Raw genomic sequence first — 18,293 nt, 5'->3', positions numbered from 1 at the left:
TGGGCTATCTTGAAAAAAGCAAGTAACAGATTTATTAAGGGAAGTCCCAACTATTTTTGAATGTTTGGAACGCTTTTTAAAAACTAAATGACTATATAAGCAGTAAAATCATTTTATACTCTTCGAAAATCTCTTCAAACCAGGTCAGCGTCCATCCACAACCTCAAAACACTGTTTTGAGCAACCTGCGGCTAGCTTCCTAGTTTGCTCTTTGATTTTCATTGAGTATTAGAACATACAATGGAGGTCGTCATGGACAATATCATCGATGTGTCAATTCCTGTTGCAGAAGTGGTGGACAAGCATCCAGAGGTCTTGGAAATTCTAGTGGAGTTGGGTTTTAACCCCCTTGCCAATCCCTTAATGCGCAACACAGTTGGTCGTAAAGTATCGCTCAAACAAGGTTCTAAGCTTGAAGGAACTCCTATGGACAAGATTGTCCGCACGCTGGAAGCAAACGGTTACGAAGTGATTGGGTTAGACTAATGGCAGATGAACGAATTCATGTCCTGCGGGATATTTTGTTAGAATTGCATAATGGCTCCTCTCCTGAGTCGGTTCAGGAGCGCTTTGATGCGACCTTTACAGGTGTTTCAGCCATCGAGATTTCCCTTATGGAGCACGAGCTGATGAACTCAGACTCAGGTGTCACCTTTGAAGATGTCATGGAACTCTGTGATGTTCATGCCAATCTTTTTAAAAATGCTGTTAAGGATGTCGAAGTTGCAGATACCGAGCACCCAGGTCACCCAGTTCGGATTTTCAAAGAAGAAAATCTAGCCCTCCGTGCGGCCTTGATTCGTATTCGGAGATTGTTGGATACCTATGAGTCTATGGAAGATGAAGAAATGCTGGCGGAGATGCGCAAGGGCTTGGTGCGTCAGATGGGTCTTTTGGGGCAATTTGACATCCATTACCAACGTAAGGAAGAGCTCTTCTTCCCCATCATGGAGCGCTATGGACACGATTCACCTCCAAAAGTTATGTGGGGAGTGGATGATCAGATCAGGGAACTCTTTCAAACAGCTTTAGCGACAGCCAAGTCACTACCAGAAGTGTCAATTAGCAGCGTAAAAGAAGCTTTTGAAGCTTTTGCGACAGAGTTTGAAAGTATGATTTTCAAGGAAGAATCTATCCTTCTCATGATTCTCCTTGAGTCCTTTACTCAGGATGACTGGCTTCAGATTGCGGAGGAGAGCGATGCCTATGGCTATGCTATTATCCGTCCGTCTGAGAAATGGGTGCCAGAACGCCAGAGTTTTGTTGAGGAAAAGAGTGAAGAGGAGCCTGTACAGCTAGATACGGCAGAGGGTCAAGTTCAGCAGGTTATTGATACGCCAGAAGGACAGTTTACCATTACCTTTACCCCTAAGGAAAAGGAAGCAGTGCTGGACCGCCATAGTCAGCAGTCTTTTGGTAATGGCTATCTTTCAGTCGAGCAGGCTAATCTCATCCTCAATCACCTCCCCATGGAAATTACCTTTGTCAATAAAGACGATATTTTCCAGTATTACAATGACAATACGCCAGCTGATGAGATGATTTTCAAACGAACGCCGTCCCAAGTCGGGCGCAATGTCGAACTCTGTCATCCGCCTAAGTATTTGGACAAGGTCAAGGCTATCATGAAGGGACTTCGTGAGGGGACCAAGGACAAGTATGAAATGTGGTTCAAGTCTGAGTCGCGAGGTAAGTTTGTCCACATCACCTATGCTGCAGTACACGATGAAAACGGAGAATTCCAAGGTGTACTGGAATACGTTCAGGATATCCATCTCTACCGTGAGATTGATACGGACTATTTCCGTGGATTAGAATAAGGAGAAAAAATGAGTTACGAACAAGAATTTATGAAGGAATTTGAAGCTTGGGTCAATACCCAAATCATGATTAACGACATGGCGCACAAGGAAAGCCAAAAAGTTTACGAAGAAGACCAGGACGAGCGTGCCAAAGATGCCATGATTCGCTACGAGAGTCGCTTGGATGCTTATCTGTTCTTGCTTGGTAAGTTTGAAAACTTCAAAGTAGGCAAGGGATTCCATGATTTGCCAGAAGGCTTGTTTGGTGAGCGAAATTATTAAACGAGAAAGATTCTTGATTTTTCACTAAAATCTTGATAGAATGTTTATGTTAAATCCTTGTCAGAGCAGGGATTTTTTATTGAAAGGATTTTATCATGTCAAAGAAACTCAATCGTAAAAAACAATTGCGAAATGGCCTCCGTCGCGCAGGTGCCTTTTCAAGTACTGTGACTAAGGTTGTAGATGAGACAAAAAAAGTCGTGAAGCGTGCAGAACAGTCAGCAAGCGCAGCTGGTAAGGCTGTTTCTAAAAAAGTTGAACAAGCAGTAGAAGCTACCAAAGAGCAAGCTCAAAAAGTAGTTAATTCTGTAGAAGATTTTGCAGCAAATTTGGGTGGACTTCCACTTGATCGTGCCAAGACTTTCTATGATGAAGGAATCAAGTCTGCTTCAGATTTCAAAAACTGGACTGAAAAAGAACTCCTTGCCTTGAAAGGAATCGGCCCAGCTACCATCAAGAAATTGAAAGAAAATAGCATCAAGTTCAAGTAATTTTTCTTTAGTCTTGCATTTCCGAGAAAAACTTGCTACAATAGAGCCATTAGAGGTGTTTTGAATCCCACATTTTACAGAAAGTGGCGGCGCTGAGAAGTCCACAAATGTGTCAAAACTGGTTGCTAATGACTGAAAAAATGAAATATTTCTGTCTTTTTATTTTAAAGACTAAAGATGCGGGCTTGGCCCGAAATTGGGTGGTACCGCGGATAAACACATTCGTCCCTGTCATGTAGATGGCAGGGATTTTCTTTTGCGTCTTAGTCAAAGGAGCTTGTTATGAAGCAATCTTTTAAAACAAGTAAACTCTATTATGGTTTTCCTATCTTCATTTTGGGGTATCAGGATCAGAATTTTGGACACAATATTACGACCTGTAGCTCCTCTTATAGCTTGGGAGATTGGCTAGCCATTGGTGTCGGAGCTGAGGAAAATGCGGCTGAGCAAATCAAGCATTACCAGAAGTTTACTGTGAATATTCCTGATGAAAATCTCATGCTCGAGATGGAGCAGGCTGGTTTTATCAGTCATAGAGAGAAATTGAAACACCTGGGGCTAGACTACGAGATTTCTGAACGGACTCAGGCACCGATTTTAGAGGTTTGTCCAGTCGTGTTAGAATGTCAGGTAGATAGGATTGATGAGGAAGAGGGAATTTGTCATATTTTCGCTAAGATTGTTGAGCGATTTGTTGACCCAGAACTTTTGGATGAAAAGGGACATTTTAGAAATGACCGTTTTGCACCTACTTACTTTATGGGGATGGCCACCAGCGCGTTTATCGCTATTTAGATGACCGAGTAGACCCTATGGGGAGCTTCATTAAGAAAGCGAGGATGAAGGATGTCAAGAGCTGAATTACCAGAACGATTAGAAACCGAACGACTCGTCCTACGAGTTCGTACAGTGGCAGATGCTGAGGATATCCATACCTACGCTAGTTTGCCAGAGGTCGCCTATCCAGCAGTTTTTCCTCCAGTCAAGACCTTGGAAGATGAGATTTATTATCTGGAGCACATTCTTCCGGAGCGTAATCAAAAGGAAAATCTCCCAGCAGGCTACGGGATTGTCGTCAAAGGAACGGATAAGATCGTTGGCTCTGTCGATTTCAACCATCGCCATGAAGATGATGTGCTGGAAATCGGTTATACCTTACACCCAGACTATTGGGGGCGAGGTTATGTGCCAGAAGCAGCGCTTGCCTTGATTGACTTAGCCTTTAAAGATTTGGGTCTTCACAAGATTGAACTAACTTGCTTTGGATATAACCTTCAAAGTAAACGAGTCGCGGAAAAGCTTGGCTTTACCCTCGAAGCTCGCATAAGAGACCGAAAGGATGTTCAAGGAAACCGCTGTGACAGTCTGATATATGGCTTGCTGAAGAGCGAGTGGGAGGTGATTTGATGCATCTTTTCATCATTGGTGCTCCAGCATCAGGAAAAATGACCATTGGTCAAGAATTATCTCGACTGACGGATGCTACCCTATTTTATAACCATCAAGCCATTGATTTTGCACTAGAAATCTATCAGGACTATACAGAGGAAATGTGGGAATTTGTTCGTGGAATCACTTTTTCATTCCTTGGAGCAAGTGCAAGAAATCAGCGATCAGTAATTTTAACAGATGTAATTGATTTTTCAAATCAGTATCAGCTGATGTATTTAAAGCAAATTCAGAATTTGTTGGATGATTATCATCAAGAGATTCTTTTTGTTGAGTTGGAAACAAGTCTTGAAGAGTGCATACGTCGAAATCGAACGGAGAATCGATTAAAGCACAAACCCTTAAAACGGCATATTGAGGTATCTGAAAGAGAAATTTTAGAGACCGCTGAAACACTTCAATTAAATTCCCAATATCAACCGAATGAGTTGCACCACTACTTTAAAATAAATAATACGAATTTGTCTGCAGAAGAAGCTGCTAAGCAAATTCAAAATAAAATGAATACAATAGAGAAAGGACACACACATATCTAAACAACTTCATGAAGACGTTCTCAAGACTCAAGAAGTTCAAAAGTCTCAATCTTTTTCGTTCGTGATTCCTACCACCAAATGTAACTGGAAAACTCTACCTTAATCGCGCTTGGAGTACACCCTTCAAAGTAAACGAATCACAAAGAAACTGGGATTTCCCATTTAAGCCTGTATCCGAGGTCGTAAGAATATCCAATACAGCAGAGGTAGAGTTTGATTTATTGAAGAATGAGTTAGAGGAGAAAATAGATGGCTAAAAAGAAAAATAGAAAAAAGAATTAAACCGCCAGCAAAAGTTGGATATCAAAGTCGTTTCTGAAGAAGAGGTTGTCTGGACAGAACTACTGGCTAAAAAACCAACTTTTGTAGAACGTCGGACCATTCAAAATTTCGATGAACTACATACAACAGTGATGCAATATGCTGATGAACATGGAGAGTATCCAGATGTTCAGCTAATCAATTACCAACTGAAAAATAGGATTTTTGATTAGAATCAGGATCATGCTTTATTTAGAGAAGCTATGCATACTCCAAATACACAGAAGCGAAATGAACTGTTAAAACAAGTTTTAAAGATCAATCCAGATTATTTTGCTGCTGATTTTCACCCATTCTTATCAGAGGTTGAAGATTTTGATTTACCAACCTTTAGATTAGATTTAGGAGGCAAAGATTGAAATTAATGTATTATTTTAATACTGACAATAGATTGAAGAATCTTTTTGCTCAAACTTGGAAAATACTTATGTATGCGCTAACGTATTTTCCAATAATATCTCTAATTGTATTCTGTCTTACCGATTTTAAATTAGTTATAATTTTACAATTTGCCTTGATACTAATATATGTGTTTAACTATAAAAATCGATTTAATAAGTTTAGAGTTTTTCTTACTAAAAGTACTAAATCTTTAGCTTTTATGAACGCATGGGATGGAATATTTTGCGGAATCTTGACTTACATTCTTTATAACCTAAATCTAGTTGAATCAACTTTAATCAACTTATCTCAATATTTTTTTATTAATTATGGCATAAGTAAAAATCACATAAATAACTGGATTATCATTGTAATACTTTTAATATTACCATTTGTATTATCTGTTATAAAAACTGTAGGATCAATCAAGATATTTCAAAAAGTTAATAAAATAGATATCGTAAAGGGAAAGACACTGTGGAATGTATATGCCACGATGCTTATTATTTCGTTTTTATGGTATTATATCTATATTTATTACTTTATTTCTAATGTTATTGATTTTCATTCTGATTTAATAACTGACATTCTTATGTTCAGTTCACTTATTGCACTTTATTTAATATGCTGGTGGATGATTTATAATCTAATTAGACATGGTGCAAAAGATACCAAAGAAGTAATAGCATCATGGTTAATTGGTTCAATCTGTATATTACTGTTAGCAGTATTTAATCAAGTTGAAAATGAATTAATAAATGCTTTAACATGGTTTTTGCCAATTTTAATTCCTAGTCTAATTGGAGAAATAAATTCTCAATTCGATACAAAAAAACATAAGAAAAAACCAATAAGAACTGAGAAAATGGATAGACACCTCTATCGAACTCAACTATATGGTTTTCTTACTCTATTAATGTTGAGTATTATTCCAAAGTTAACCGAAATTATTTGGGGTTTAAAGATTAAGAAGAAATTGGTCGAATTTATAACTCCCGAAGCTGATTGGATGTCTGAATTATTTGCCTCAACTATAATTATTTTCGTTTGTTTCATATTATCATTAGTTATTGGGAAGATTATAATTTGGTTATTACAATATTTCTATTTAAACACCTATAATGGATATTACGTGTATCGTGACAATATGCATAGTATATTAATAAATCGTAGATATAAAATAAATATTCATAAAAGGAGAAAAAATAATGTCTAAAGAACTTTCACCTAAATACAATCCAGCCGAGGTTGAGGCTGGTCGTTACCAAAAATGCCTTGATACGGATGGTTTCAAGCCGTCAGGAGATCAAAAGGCTAAGCCTTATTCAATTGTGATTACCACCACCAAACGTAACTAGAAAACTCTACCTTAATCACACCTGGGGTACAACCTTCAAAGTAAACGAATCACAAAGAAGCTTAGATTTCCCGTTCAAGCCTGTAGCTGAGTCCCGAAGGATATCTAAGTCAGTTGAGTCGAATCTATTGCAGGATGAATTAAAGGGGAAAATAGATGCCTAAAAAGAAAAATAGAAAAAAAGAATTAAAACGCCAGCAAAAGTTGGATATCAAAGTTATTTCTGAAGAAGAGGCTGCTTGGACAGAAATCATGGTCAAAAATCCAACTTTTGTAGAACGTCGTACCATTCAAAATTTCGATGAACTACATACAGCAGTGATGCAATATGCTGATGAACACGGAGAGTATCCAGATGTTCAGCTAATCAATTACCAACTGAAAAATAGGACTTTTGATTGGAATCAGGATCATGCTTTATTTAGAGAAGCTATGCATACTCCGAATACACAGAAGCGAAATAAATTGTTAAAGCAAGTTTTAAAAATAAATCCAGATTATTTTGCTGCTGATTTTCATTTATTCTTATCAGAAGTTGAAGATTTTGATTTGTCAACTTTTAAAAAAGTATTGGATTTTGAAATTCTAGTTTTAGAAAAATGGAAAGTGAATGGATACAATAGTTGGAATTATTTTGAAGCACGCTCTATCCTGTCTGCTCTGATGTTTCTGATTGAGTATTATATGACAGAAAAATTTTACTTTAAGGCTTTGGACTTGGTTAACTTATACTTAAGTAAGCGACCAGAACGTTTTCCTCCTAATTTTGTCTTCTGTATGCTTTCCTTGTATCATATTACTGGTCAGGAATTAAAGGTTGAACGTTTCTATTGTGAAGAATTAAATAAAGGAAAGCGGGATGATACCATCCTTATTCATGCCATCATCTCTGCTTTTTCTCAAGGAAAAATTGAGGAAGCCAGTCAGCTATTTGCAAAATTAGTGGAAATCAATGATGAAGCTGTTGAATTCTTCATAGAGAAAGACTGGCAATTCAATATTTTAGACATTGAAGAACAAGAATGCTATTGTCCAAATTCAGTTGAATCGCTACAAGCTAGTTTGTATCCTCTGCTTGACTATTTACAAGAAAATATTATCTTAACAGAATTTTTAACAAAAGAAGCCAAGAAATTCCGTCGTAAACCAGTATTTTCGAATCATTCCAGTGTGTTAAGAAATCTATCCCAGGTTACAGACTGGTACTCCTTTATGAGCGAGGAAAAAATGAAGGGAATCCGGATGGATCTTGTTCGCATCTTTGTTGAAAATGGGATTCGTACATCTTCAGATTTCAAAAAATGGACTGAAAAAGAAGTTCTCGCTTTGAAGGGAATTGGTCCTGTAACCGTTAAAAAGCTGAAAGAAAACGGCATAAAGTTTAAGAAAGAGAAGTAATTGTTTATGGAAGGGGGGAGGTGAAATTGTCTTGAATGAAATTTCTAATTTCATCCTGTATACTACACCAAATGGCGACGTTCAGCTAGATATCCTTTTACAAGATGAAAATCTTTGGTTGACTCAAAAAGGTCTTGCAGAGCTCTTTGGAGTTGAACGAAGTGTCATTACAAAGCACTTAAAAAACATTTATGATAGTGGTGAGTTGGATAAGGTGTCAACTTGTGCAAAATTTGCACAGGTTCAACAAGAGGGAAATAGAACTGTCCGACGTGAACTTGAATATTACAATCTGGATGCTATCATTTCAGTTGGCTATCGCGTAAATTCCAGCAAGGCTACTCAATTTAGAATTTGGGCAACCAAGACCTTGAAAGAATTTATCATCAAAGGTTTTGTTTTGAATGATGAACGCTTGAAACAAGGACAGACAGTTTTCGGACAAGATTATTTCCGTGAACTTTTAGAACGAATTCGCTCTATTCGTTCTAGCGAGCGCCGAATCTATCAACAAATTACGGATATCTTTGCCGAATGTGCCATAGATTATGATCGAAACTCGGATATTACTAAAAACTTCTATGCTATGGTGCAAAATAAATTTCATTATGCAATTACTGGAAGTACGGCTGCAGAAATTATCTATCAGCAAGCTGATGCTAGTAAAGAAAAAATGGGATTAACTACTTGGAAACATGCACCTGATGGACGAGTGCTCAAATCAGATGTAACGGTAGCCAAAAATTATTTGCAAGAAAAAGAAATTCGACAACTAGAGCGAACTGTTACAGCCTATTTTGATTATATCGAGGGTTTAGTTGAGCGCCGTAATACGTTTACAATGCGAGGATTGGCAGATAGTATTGATCGCTTTCTATCCTTTAATGAATATGAAATCTTAGAAGGAAAAGGAAGCATTTCCAAGAAACAAGCAGACTCAAAAGCCATCCAAGAGTATGAAAAATTTAACCGAACTCAAAAAATTATATCGGACTTTGATAAACATATTCTGAAGATAATGAGAGAAAGTTAATGTAAAATTTTTATACAGTTTCTTTTTTACTAATAGAAGATACTGAAAAAATCAGATGTGCTGAATCAAGGCATATCTTCTACATACTAATTTTATTTAAAGATATTAACTAGAAAGGACAAACACATGTCTAAAGAACTTTCACCTAAATACAATCCAGCCGAGGTTGAGGCTGGTCGTTACCAAAAATGGCTTGATGCCGATGTTTTCAAGCCTTCAGGAGACCAAAAGGCTAAGCCTTATTCAATCGTGATTCCACCACCAAATGTAACTGGGAAGCTTCACCTTGGTCACGCTTGGGATACGACTTTGCAAGATATCATCATCCGTCAAAAACGCATGCAAGGTTTTGATACCCTTTGGCTTCCAGGGATGGACCACGCGGGGATTGCCACTCAGGCTAAGGTTGAGGAGCGCTTGCGTGGCGAGGGTATTTCCCGCTATGACTTGGGTCGTGAGTCTTTCTTGACGAAAGTCTGGGAATGGAAAGACGAATATGCCACTACTATCAAGGAACAATGGGGTAAGATGGGGCTCTCTGTAGACTACTCTCGTGAGCGTTTCACTCTTGACGAAGGTTTGTCAAAAGCTGTTCGTAAGGTCTTTGTGGACCTTTACAAGAAAGGGTGGATCTATCGTGGTGAATTCATCATCAACTGGGACCCAGCTGCACGCACAGCCCTTTCTGATATTGAAGTTATCCACAAGGATGTCGAAGGTGCCTTCTACCACATGAACTACATGCTGGAAGACGGCTCACGCGCCCTTGAAGTGGCAACAACTCGTCCTGAGACCATGTTTGGGGACGTTGCGGTTGCGGTAAATCCAGAAGATCCACGCTACAAGGACTTGATTGGTCAAAACGTTATTCTGCCAATCGCTAATAAATTGATCCCAATCGTTGGTGATGAGCACGCAGATCCTGAGTTTGGTACTGGTGTCGTGAAAATTACACCTGCCCACGATCCAAACGACTTCTTGGTTGGTCAACGTCACAACTTGCCACAAGTCAATGTTATGAACGACGACGGTACTATGAATGACTTAGCCTTCGAATTTGCAGGCATGGACCGTTTTGAAGCTCGTAAGGCAGTCGTTGCTAAGTTGGAAGAAATCGGTGCCCTCGTTAAAATTGAAAAACGTGTCCACAGTGTTGGTCACTCAGAGCGTACTGGTGTTGTGGTTGAACCACGCTTGTCTACTCAATGGTTCGTCAAGATGGACCATTTGGCTAAGAACGCCATTGCCAACCAAGACACAGAGGACAAGGTTGAATTCTACCCACCTCGTTTCAACGATACCTTCCTCCAATGGATGGAAAATGTCCACGACTGGGTAATCTCTCGTCAGCTCTGGTGGGGTCACCAAATCCCTGCTTGGTACAATGCTGAGGGTGAAATGTACGTTGGCGAAGAAGCTCCAGAAGGTGACGGATGGACTCAGGACGAAGACGTCTTGGATACTTGGTTCAGTTCTGCCCTTTGGCCATTCTCAACTATGGGCTGGCCTGATGTCGACTCAGCAGACTTCAAACGTTACTTCCCAACTTCAACCTTGGTAACAGGTTACGACATCATCTTCTTCTGGGTGTCTCGTATGATCTTCCAGTCATTGGAATTCACAGGCCGTCAACCATTCCAAAACGTGCTTATCCACGGTCTCATTCGTGACGAGCAAGGACGCAAGATGTCTAAGTCTCTCGGTAACGGGATTGACCCAATGGATGTCATCGAGAAATACGGTGCCGATGCCCTTCGTTGGTTCCTTTCAAACGGTTCTGCACCAGGTCAAGACGTCCGCTTCTCTTACGAGAAAATGGATGCCTCATGGAACTTCATTAACAAGATCTGGAACATCTCTCGCTACATCCTCATGAACAATGAAGGCTTGACCCTTGAGCAAGCAACTGCCAATGTGGAAAAAGTTGCCAACAAGGAAGCTGGAAATGTCACAGATCGCTGGATTCTCCACAACCTCAATGAAACCATCGGAAAAGCAACTGCCAACTTTGACAAGTTTGAGTTTGGTGTGGCTGGACACATCCTCTACAACTTCATCTGGGATGAGTTTGCGGACTGGTATGTTGAGTTGACCAAGGAAGTCCTTTATAGTGACAACGAAGAAGAGAAAGTCATCACGCGTTCTGTTCTCCTTTATACTTTGGATAAGATTCTTCGTCTCCTTCACCCGATCATGCCATTCGTGACAGAGGAAATCTTTGGACAAATCTCAGAAGGCTCTATCGTGACAGCTGCATACCCAACTGTTAATCTAGCCTTTGAAGACCTTGCGGCTCACACTGATGTGGAAAGTCTCAAAGACTTGATCCGTGCCGTTCGTAATGCGCGTGCGGAAGTAAACGTAGCACCAAGTAAGCCAATCACAATCCTTGTTAAGACTAGCGATAGTGACTTGGAAGCCTTCTTTAACAGCAATGTCAACTACATCAAACGTTTCACAAATCCAGAACACTTGGAAATTGCATCAAACATCCCTGCACCTGAACTCGCAATGTCAAGCGTCATCACAGGAGCAGAAATCTACTTGCCACTGGCAGACCTCCTCAATGTCGAAGAAGAACTGGCTCGTCTCGACAAGGAACTGGCTAAATGGCAAAAAGAACTAGATATGGTGGGCAAGAAACTCTCTAACGAACGCTTCGTCGCCAATGCTAAACCAGAAGTCGTCCAAAAAGAACGCGACAAACAAGCCGACTACCAAGCCAAATACGACGCGACAGTTGCACGTATTGATGATATGAAGAAGTTGGTGAAGTAGTGTGAAGTGAGATATACTTGGAAGATGATTTACACCTCACACCTGCTTTTTTATGTAGTTTGTGTTAAACTGATAGTACTGCCTCCATGGTGAAAGGAGAATATATATGAAACTAACAATAGAAAATATAGGTAATGTAAAGAATGCAGAAATTGAAATAAATGGAATTTCAGTTATTGCAGGTCAAAATGGCACTGGAAAAAGTACAATAAGTCGTTCTTTATTTTCAATATTTAGTGCCAATTATGATGTTATAAAAAAAATTTCTAACGATCGAACTAAAGCAATTAATGATTTTTTAGAAGACTATCTCTCTGATATCGAAATGAATCGTAAAAATAATTCTGAAATAGGGATTGCTAGAAGAATCGTTCCGAGTTTCCTTTATACAGAATTGACAAAAATCATTTCAAAAAATTTATTGATATTTCTTGATAAAAATTATAGTGAACATAATAATGAATCCCTTAAGAAGAGTATCATTGAATCAATTAATGAATTCAATAAACGAAATTCAAAATACTTTGTATTAAATATTAAGGATTTGGACCTAAATGTTTTATCTGAAAATATAAAAGAAATTCTATCTCAGTCAGACCAATCTATCTTTAACCAAATTTTAACTGCTCATTTAACTGATGAATTTCATAATCAAATAAATAATATATACGACCCATTGACAGGACTAATTTCTTTAAGAATAAAAGATGAACAAATAAATGTTGAAGTTAACAAAAATAGAGCTACTGCAGATAAATTGATAAATTTTAAAACAGATGTAGTATACATAGATGATGCTGCTGCAATAGTTGAAAATTTATTTTCAACTAAATTTTTAAATGAATTTTTAAATAAAATTGATTTAAAATTGGATCATAATGCTCATTTAATGGAGCAGCTTAGAGATGAAAGAAACAACACTTACACATTACGAGCTAAGATAACTGACAGATTAAATTTGGTGTTTAATGAAATAAATCATATATTGAAGACTGATATTGTTAATAGTTCAGAAGATGAGGAAGATGAAAAAAACTTAATATAATCAATTATTCTTCAGGTATGAAAACGTTCTATTTAATTAAATCTCTTTTAGAAAATGGTGTGATTAGAGAAAATGGGACACTCATTTTAGATGAACCAGAAGTCCATTTACATCCAGAATGGCAATTGAAATTTGCTGAAATTATAGTATTACTTCAGAAAGAATTTGGATTACATATCTTAATCAATTCCCATAGTCCTTATTTAGTTGAAGCGATTGATATATTTAGCAAAAAAAATGATACAAATGATTCTGTTAAGTATTATCTTGCTAATAGTTCTATTGAAGATGTTACTGACTCGATTGATAAGATTTATGAGCAAATGTATGTTCCTTTAAATCGCCTTGAGGAGCTAGCGGAGGATTTTGATGGTGAGTAAAATAATTTTCTCTATATTACATAATTTTAATATTAGATTTTCTGAATGTCGTAGCGATATTAAAACCTGCTCATATGATTCTGATTCTAACTATAATTTGGTAAACTCTAAATATACTTGTTATAATTTTGATAAGATTTCAGAAATTATTTTTAAAAAACATAGCTTTGATAAATGGCAATCTGTAGATACAATTCTGCCTCTTCTTCCTGTAGATGCTGATAGTAAATTATATTTAATAGAGTTTAAGAATTCAAAAAATATTCCATATGCTAACGTTAGAGCTAAAATATTATCGAGTTTGTTCCTACTAGAAAATTTTTATGGATTGCAAAAAACTGATTATAAAAAAATAGTGACAGTTACTGTAGTTAAATCACAAAAAGGTAAAAGACATTTAAATGAAATTAGACAACATCAGGCAAAAATAAGTGGTAAGTCACCTTATAAAGTTGAAAATTTTAGGGCTTTAGAAGATTTTTATGGAATTGAATCTTTTAAATATCCCCCTGAAAAATTTATAGAATTTATAGAGAATAATAATTTAGTCAGTTAAAATTAAAATACTAAAATTTTATAGCTTTGATTAAAAACCAGCTCACTACACAACAACCCCTCTAAGTTCGAACCGCTCTGAGAAGTACAACATTGCAGTTTCTTCTCAGGTGTTGGGGGATTTGAACAAACCAACGAGTTCAGAGTGGTGTATCCTATGAGTTTGATAAGTATGCAAGCTAGAATTATTCATTTAATCAAACCATTCATCCAAAAGGCATTACAAATGAGTGCATGGGATGTTGAGTATAACTCTTTTATTACTTCTTCATAGAACTTATTATGAATGTTTTTTATAGTTCACCCCAATTTCACCATTTACCGATGACACAGAAAAACAATTGAAAGGATATTTCTATGCAACCAACTTACAACATTGACAACCCAAACTTGTCTTATGAAGCTAAGCGTGACTTATGGCGGATAGGTTTTGGTCTGCAGAAAGTTGACAATCTAGTGCCATCAGCGTATATGGAATCTTTGGCTGAGAAACAGTCCCGGGGTGAACTGACTTACGAGCAGGTTTATGAGGATGCAACGGCTTATCACCATACTATTGATGCAAGTACGGAAGAGGCAGACTTGGTTTCTCTACGTATTGTAGAACTATTGTCTCGAAGAGGCTTTAGCTTTAGTCCTGCGACCTTACTTGCTATTCATAAGGAGTTGTTTCAAGATATATTTGAACCCTCTATTCCGGTGGGGCAATTTCGTCAGACCAATATCACAAAGAATGAACCTGTTTTGAATGGTGAAAGTGTTGTGTACTCTGATTACTCCATGATTCAAATGACCTTGGATTATGATTTTAATCAGGAAAAACAAGTTGCATATGCGACACTAACTCAGGCGAATGTGGTTAAACAAATCCAGCATTTTATTTCAGGAATCTGGCAGATTCATCCATTTCGCGAAGGAAACACTCGGACAGTAACGGTCTTTTTGATTCAGTATCTTCGTGAGTTTGGTTTTGATATTGATAATACACCATTTCAGCAACATGCCAAGTATTTTCGTGATGCCTTGGTATTAGATAATGCAAAGATTTTACAGCGACGTCCTGAGTTTTTAACAGCTTTTTTTGAAAATCTCTTGCTCGGTGGTCAAAATGATTTGTCTTCAGAAAAAATGTATCTAGATTTAGACCTCGATTTTTCATAATCCTAATACTGAGTAAACATTGAATTTTAGGAAAAAATGAAGTAAATATTCTCACAAGAAAACGTATATCATCAAAGTTTTAGGTCACTTGATAATATGCGTTTTTTGAATTTTATAGACTGCTCGTTTAAACTCTATTTACCTCGTACATTCCGGAGCGAGACGGAATATTAGCCACATACAAAATGAGTACTATTAGGATTTTATTTTCGTGTACAATTTCAGCTATTCTTGTTATAATCAGCCTATAGGAATCAAGGAGGTGATTGTTATGGCTGTTTTTGTGTCTTTGGATGGAATTGTGGTAGAAGTACTTGATGTCTTTTCTTCTTTTAATGGGGATAGTGAGTTTTTCTTGTGTAAACATCTTAAAGACAAGAGTCAGTTTGTGATGGAACGCTCTCAGTTCGAGGAGATGTTCCAACTTCAAAGTAGTCGCTTGACGACGCAAGACAAATTACAATTGTTTACCTCCGTGTTTGCTGGCCGTTATGATGTTTATGCTAAGAGTTTCATCAATGATCAAGGGAAAATTCAATATTTTCCATCCTATGATTATGGTTGGAAGCAGTTGCCACCTGAAAAACGGAGTTTCCAGACATTGACAGATTCCGTTTTGAAATCTCATTTTCGTGGGGAGACAGCTATCGGTATCTTTCCTATGCACTTAGATGATAGCTGTTATTTTTTGGTACTTGATTTGGATGAAGGAGATTGGAAAGAAGCTGGTTTAACCATTCGAAGAATAGCCAGGGAACGCCAGATGGAAGCCCATTTAGAGATTTCTCGTTCGGGTCACGGACTCCATATTTGGTTCTTCTTTGAGGAAGCGATTCCGAGTCGAGAGGCTCGCTTGTTTGGAAAGAAACTGTTAGAACTGGCAATGCAGGAAAGTATGCAACTGTCCTTTGATTCTTTTGATCGCATGTTTCCAAATCAGGATGTTCTTCCTAAAGGTGGATTTGGTAATTTGATTGCCCTTCCTTTTCAAGGAGAAGCTTATCATCAAGGGCGAACGGTCTTTGTGGATGAACATTTTCAGCCTTATGAAGACCAATGGAGGTATCTACAAGAAATTCAGAGGGTTTCAACTGCTAAAGTGGCACTGTTAATCCAAGAGGAGTTAGGTAAGGAAGAATTGGATAAGGAGTTGAAGGTCGTCTTATCCAATATGATCCAACTTGAAAAATCGTCTGTGACACCCAAGACACTGTTTTTCTTGAAAAATATGGCTTCATTTTCTAATCCCGAATTTTATTTAAAGCAGGCTATGCGACAGCCAACCTATCAAATTCCTGAGCGAATGTATTTATTTGGAGAATCCGATCATTATTTATGGCTGCCAAGAGGCTTGCTGTATCCATTGCAAGATAAATTTAAGCAGGTATCTGTGGAAGATAGGAGAAAGGTACAAAGGTCTATTAGAGTGGAATTTAAGGGAGAACTCACTTTTGAGCAAGAGTTAGCCCTGTCAGATATGATTTACAAAGAAAATGGTTTACTCCATGCGGAGACTGGTTTTGGGAAAACCGTTTTAGGTGCTGCTCTCATCTCTGAATGGAAGACCAAAACAATTATCCTAGTTCATAATAGGCAACTCTTAGACCAATGGCTGGATCGTTTAAACCATTTTTTGACTTTCGAAGAGGAAGAAGCTACCCGTTATACGGCATCAGGTCGTGAAAAGGTAATAGGCTATGTTGGGCAGTACGGTGGGACTAAGAAATGGCTGAGTAAACTGGTTGATGTTGTTATGATTCAATCTCTATTTAAGTTGGAAAATAGTCAAAGTCTTTTGGATGAGTATGAGATGATGATTGTGGATGAGTGTCATCATGTCTCTGCCTTGATGTTTGAAAAAGTTGTTGCTCAGTTTAGAGGGAAGTATCTTTACGGTTTGACGGCTACGCCTGAGCGTAAGAATGGTCATGAGCCTATTGTTTTTCAGAGAATTGGTGAGATACTCCATACTGCTGATAAGAGGGAAACGGATTTTAAACGGCAATTGCAATTAAGATTCACTTCTTTTGGTCATTTGGAGATTGAAAAGACCAAAGCAAGTAATTTTATACAGCTTAGTGATTGGATTGCTACTGACTCAGTGAGGAATCAGTTGATTATCAAGGATATTCTAGACCAAGTGGCAGAAGGGCGGAATATCTTGGTTCTAGTCAATCGAATTCAACAGATAGATGTCTTTGAAAAGTTATTGAAAGAGAAAGAGGTTGATGACTGTTATATTATTAGCGGAAAAACCAAAGTCCGAGATAGAACAAGTTTAATGGAGACGTTAGAACAGTTAGATAAAGGGTTTGTTTTATTGTCTACTGGAAAATACATTGGCGAAGGTTTTGACTTGCCTCAGCTAGACACGCTTATATTGGCAGCACCCTTTTCTTGGAAAAATAATTTAATTCAGTATGCAGGTCGAATTCATAGAAACTACAAGGATAAGTCTTTGGTGCGGATTTTCGATTATGTGGATATTCATGTTCCTTATTTAGAAAAGATGTTTCAGAAACGACAAGTAGCTTATCGAAAGATGGATTATCGTGTCATCGAGGGTGAGGAGAAACAATTCGTTTATGTTGATAGTAGATATGAGAAGGTGTTGAGAGAGGACTTGGCAGGGGAAAGACAGGAATGTCTGCTTATTTTACCTTATGTGCACCAGACAAAACTGATGAATTTTCTAAAAGAATTTAGGATTAGTCAAATTGAGATATGTATACCAGAGACGGTTGCAAATAAAGCATGGCTAGACCAGTTGAAGAGCCAGAAAATTAAAGTGTCTTTTACTCAATCAAAAATAGTAACGCCTATTCTTTTGGTGAATAAGACTATTGTTTGGTATGGTGCAATGCCATTATTAGGGAAGGTAGATGAGATGACCATATTACGTTTGGAATCAGCTAGTATAGTTTCTGAACTAGTGGCAGGTTTACGATAGAGAAAATTTTTAAAAATTTCTATGTATGATTTTCATTTCTTTAGTGAGACTGTTGCCATTATCACATTCGAATCACACAAAATAAAAAAATTTCTACAAGTACTTGACAAATAGATTGAAATATCATAAAATGAAAATGGTTACAGAGTTATTAATTATTTAAGCTTCATGTCACCATTAAAAATTGAAATAAAAGGATGTTATCACTAATACAAGTGAGCAGGAACCTATTTAATCACATCGGAAGAAGTTTCTTGATGTTTTTAAGTAGGTTCCTTTTATTATGGCTTCAAGCCAGTTTTTCTCGTAGAGAAAAACAAGAAAACCACCAGCTATGCTGGTGGCTGACAAGGCCTCTAGCTTCCATTTATTTT

Annotated in this window: 18 protein-coding genes and 1 pseudogene; all 19 read left to right on the top strand. The window is 37.5% G+C overall.

The genetic code is table 11. The features are described from left to right. Nucleotides 1-252 precede the first annotated feature (252 nt). The 19 genes and pseudogenes from HT671_RS07005 to HT671_RS06920 all read left to right on the top strand — a co-directional run bounded on the left by HT671_RS07005 (nt 253) and on the right by HT671_RS06920 (nt 17,919). A complete protein-coding gene (locus HT671_RS07005; protein WP_041171405.1) occupies nt 253-486 on the top strand; it encodes a DUF1858 domain-containing protein in 234 nt (77 codons plus the stop codon). Beyond that, nucleotides 486-1,820 carry a DUF438 domain-containing protein gene (locus HT671_RS07000; protein ID WP_138703251.1) on the top strand — a complete coding sequence of 445 codons (1,335 nt, stop codon included), beginning with the start codon at nt 486-488 and terminating at the stop codon, nt 1,818-1,820. The genes HT671_RS07005 and HT671_RS07000 overlap by 1 nt, the downstream gene beginning before the upstream one ends. Nucleotides 1,821-1,829: 9 nt before the next feature. Next, the gene (locus HT671_RS06995; RefSeq protein WP_023933271.1) at nt 1,830-2,084 is read left to right on the top strand and encodes a DUF1912 family protein; all 255 of its coding nucleotides are present in this window, start codon (nt 1,830-1,832) and stop codon (nt 2,082-2,084) included. A gap of 95 nt (nt 2,085-2,179) precedes the next feature. Beyond that, on the top strand, nt 2,180-2,575 hold the full coding sequence (locus HT671_RS06990; RefSeq protein ID WP_138703250.1) for a helix-hairpin-helix domain-containing protein: 396 nt from the start codon (nt 2,180-2,182) through the stop codon (nt 2,573-2,575). Between the two features lie 282 nt (nt 2,576-2,857). Then, nucleotides 2,858-3,435: pseudogene (locus HT671_RS06985) on the top strand (flavin reductase family protein). Further along, nucleotides 3,422-3,982, top strand: coding sequence for a GNAT family protein (locus HT671_RS06980; RefSeq protein ID WP_172923100.1), 561 nt, complete (start codon nt 3,422-3,424; stop codon nt 3,980-3,982). Before HT671_RS06985 ends, HT671_RS06980 begins: the two are co-directional and overlap by 14 nt. Then, a complete protein-coding gene (locus HT671_RS06975) occupies nt 3,982-4,560 on the top strand; it encodes an AAA family ATPase (RefSeq protein ID WP_031222973.1) in 579 nt (192 codons plus the stop codon). Before HT671_RS06980 ends, HT671_RS06975 begins: the two co-directional genes overlap by 1 nt. Nucleotides 4,561-4,856: 296 nt before the next feature. Next, nucleotides 4,857-5,054, top strand: coding sequence for a hypothetical protein (locus HT671_RS06970; RefSeq protein WP_007284866.1), 198 nt, complete (start codon nt 4,857-4,859; stop codon nt 5,052-5,054). Between the two features lie 30 nt (nt 5,055-5,084). Continuing rightward, complete coding sequence (locus HT671_RS06965) at nt 5,085-5,240, top strand: hypothetical protein (protein ID WP_004237269.1); 156 nt, start codon at nt 5,085-5,087, stop codon at nt 5,238-5,240. Between the two features lie 5 nt (nt 5,241-5,245). Beyond that, entirely contained in the window at nt 5,246-6,478 is a 1,233-nt protein-coding gene (locus HT671_RS06960; RefSeq protein WP_119947207.1) for a beta-carotene 15,15'-monooxygenase, read from the top strand. After that, complete coding sequence (locus HT671_RS06955; protein WP_172929682.1) at nt 6,471-6,620, top strand: hypothetical protein; 150 nt, start codon at nt 6,471-6,473, stop codon at nt 6,618-6,620. Before HT671_RS06960 ends, HT671_RS06955 begins: the two co-directional genes overlap by 8 nt. Before the next feature lie 155 nt (nt 6,621-6,775). Continuing rightward, on the top strand, nt 6,776-8,017 hold the full coding sequence (locus tag HT671_RS06950) for a hypothetical protein (RefSeq protein WP_138703249.1): 1,242 nt from the start codon (nt 6,776-6,778) through the stop codon (nt 8,015-8,017). Between the two features lie 31 nt (nt 8,018-8,048). Further along, entirely contained in the window at nt 8,049-9,050 is a 1,002-nt protein-coding gene (locus HT671_RS06945) for a virulence RhuM family protein (RefSeq protein WP_001002884.1), read from the top strand. 126 nt (nt 9,051-9,176) lie between these two features. Continuing rightward, entirely contained in the window at nt 9,177-11,828 is a 2,652-nt protein-coding gene (locus tag HT671_RS06940) for a valine--tRNA ligase (RefSeq protein ID WP_138703248.1), read from the top strand. 106 nt (nt 11,829-11,934) lie between these two features. Further along, nucleotides 11,935-12,873: a hypothetical protein gene (locus HT671_RS06935; protein WP_240148691.1), complete on the top strand. Its 939-nt coding sequence runs from the start codon at nt 11,935-11,937 to the stop codon at nt 12,871-12,873. Between the two features lie 17 nt (nt 12,874-12,890). Continuing rightward, nucleotides 12,891-13,253, top strand: coding sequence for an AAA family ATPase (locus tag HT671_RS11670; protein WP_240153269.1), 363 nt, complete (start codon nt 12,891-12,893; stop codon nt 13,251-13,253). Then, nucleotides 13,243-13,809 (top strand): hypothetical protein, encoded by a 567-nt coding sequence (locus tag HT671_RS06930; RefSeq protein WP_023936621.1) that lies wholly within the window; start codon nt 13,243-13,245, stop codon nt 13,807-13,809. Before HT671_RS11670 ends, HT671_RS06930 begins: the two co-directional genes overlap by 11 nt. A gap of 356 nt (nt 13,810-14,165) precedes the next feature. After that, a complete protein-coding gene (locus HT671_RS06925) occupies nt 14,166-14,969 on the top strand; it encodes a Fic/DOC family protein (protein ID WP_138703247.1) in 804 nt (267 codons plus the stop codon). A 271-nt stretch (nt 14,970-15,240) separates the two neighbouring features. Further along, entirely contained in the window at nt 15,241-17,919 is a 2,679-nt protein-coding gene (locus HT671_RS06920) for a DEAD/DEAH box helicase family protein (protein ID WP_172923099.1), read from the top strand. Nucleotides 17,920-18,293: the final 374 nt, after the last annotated feature.

The organism is Streptococcus sp. 2741 (assembly GCF_013276315.1).
Lineage (GTDB): Bacteria > Bacillota > Bacilli > Lactobacillales > Streptococcaceae > Streptococcus > Streptococcus pseudopneumoniae.
The sequence above is the reverse complement of the archived record's forward strand: the minus strand, read 5'-3'. Positions and strand labels throughout refer to the sequence as shown.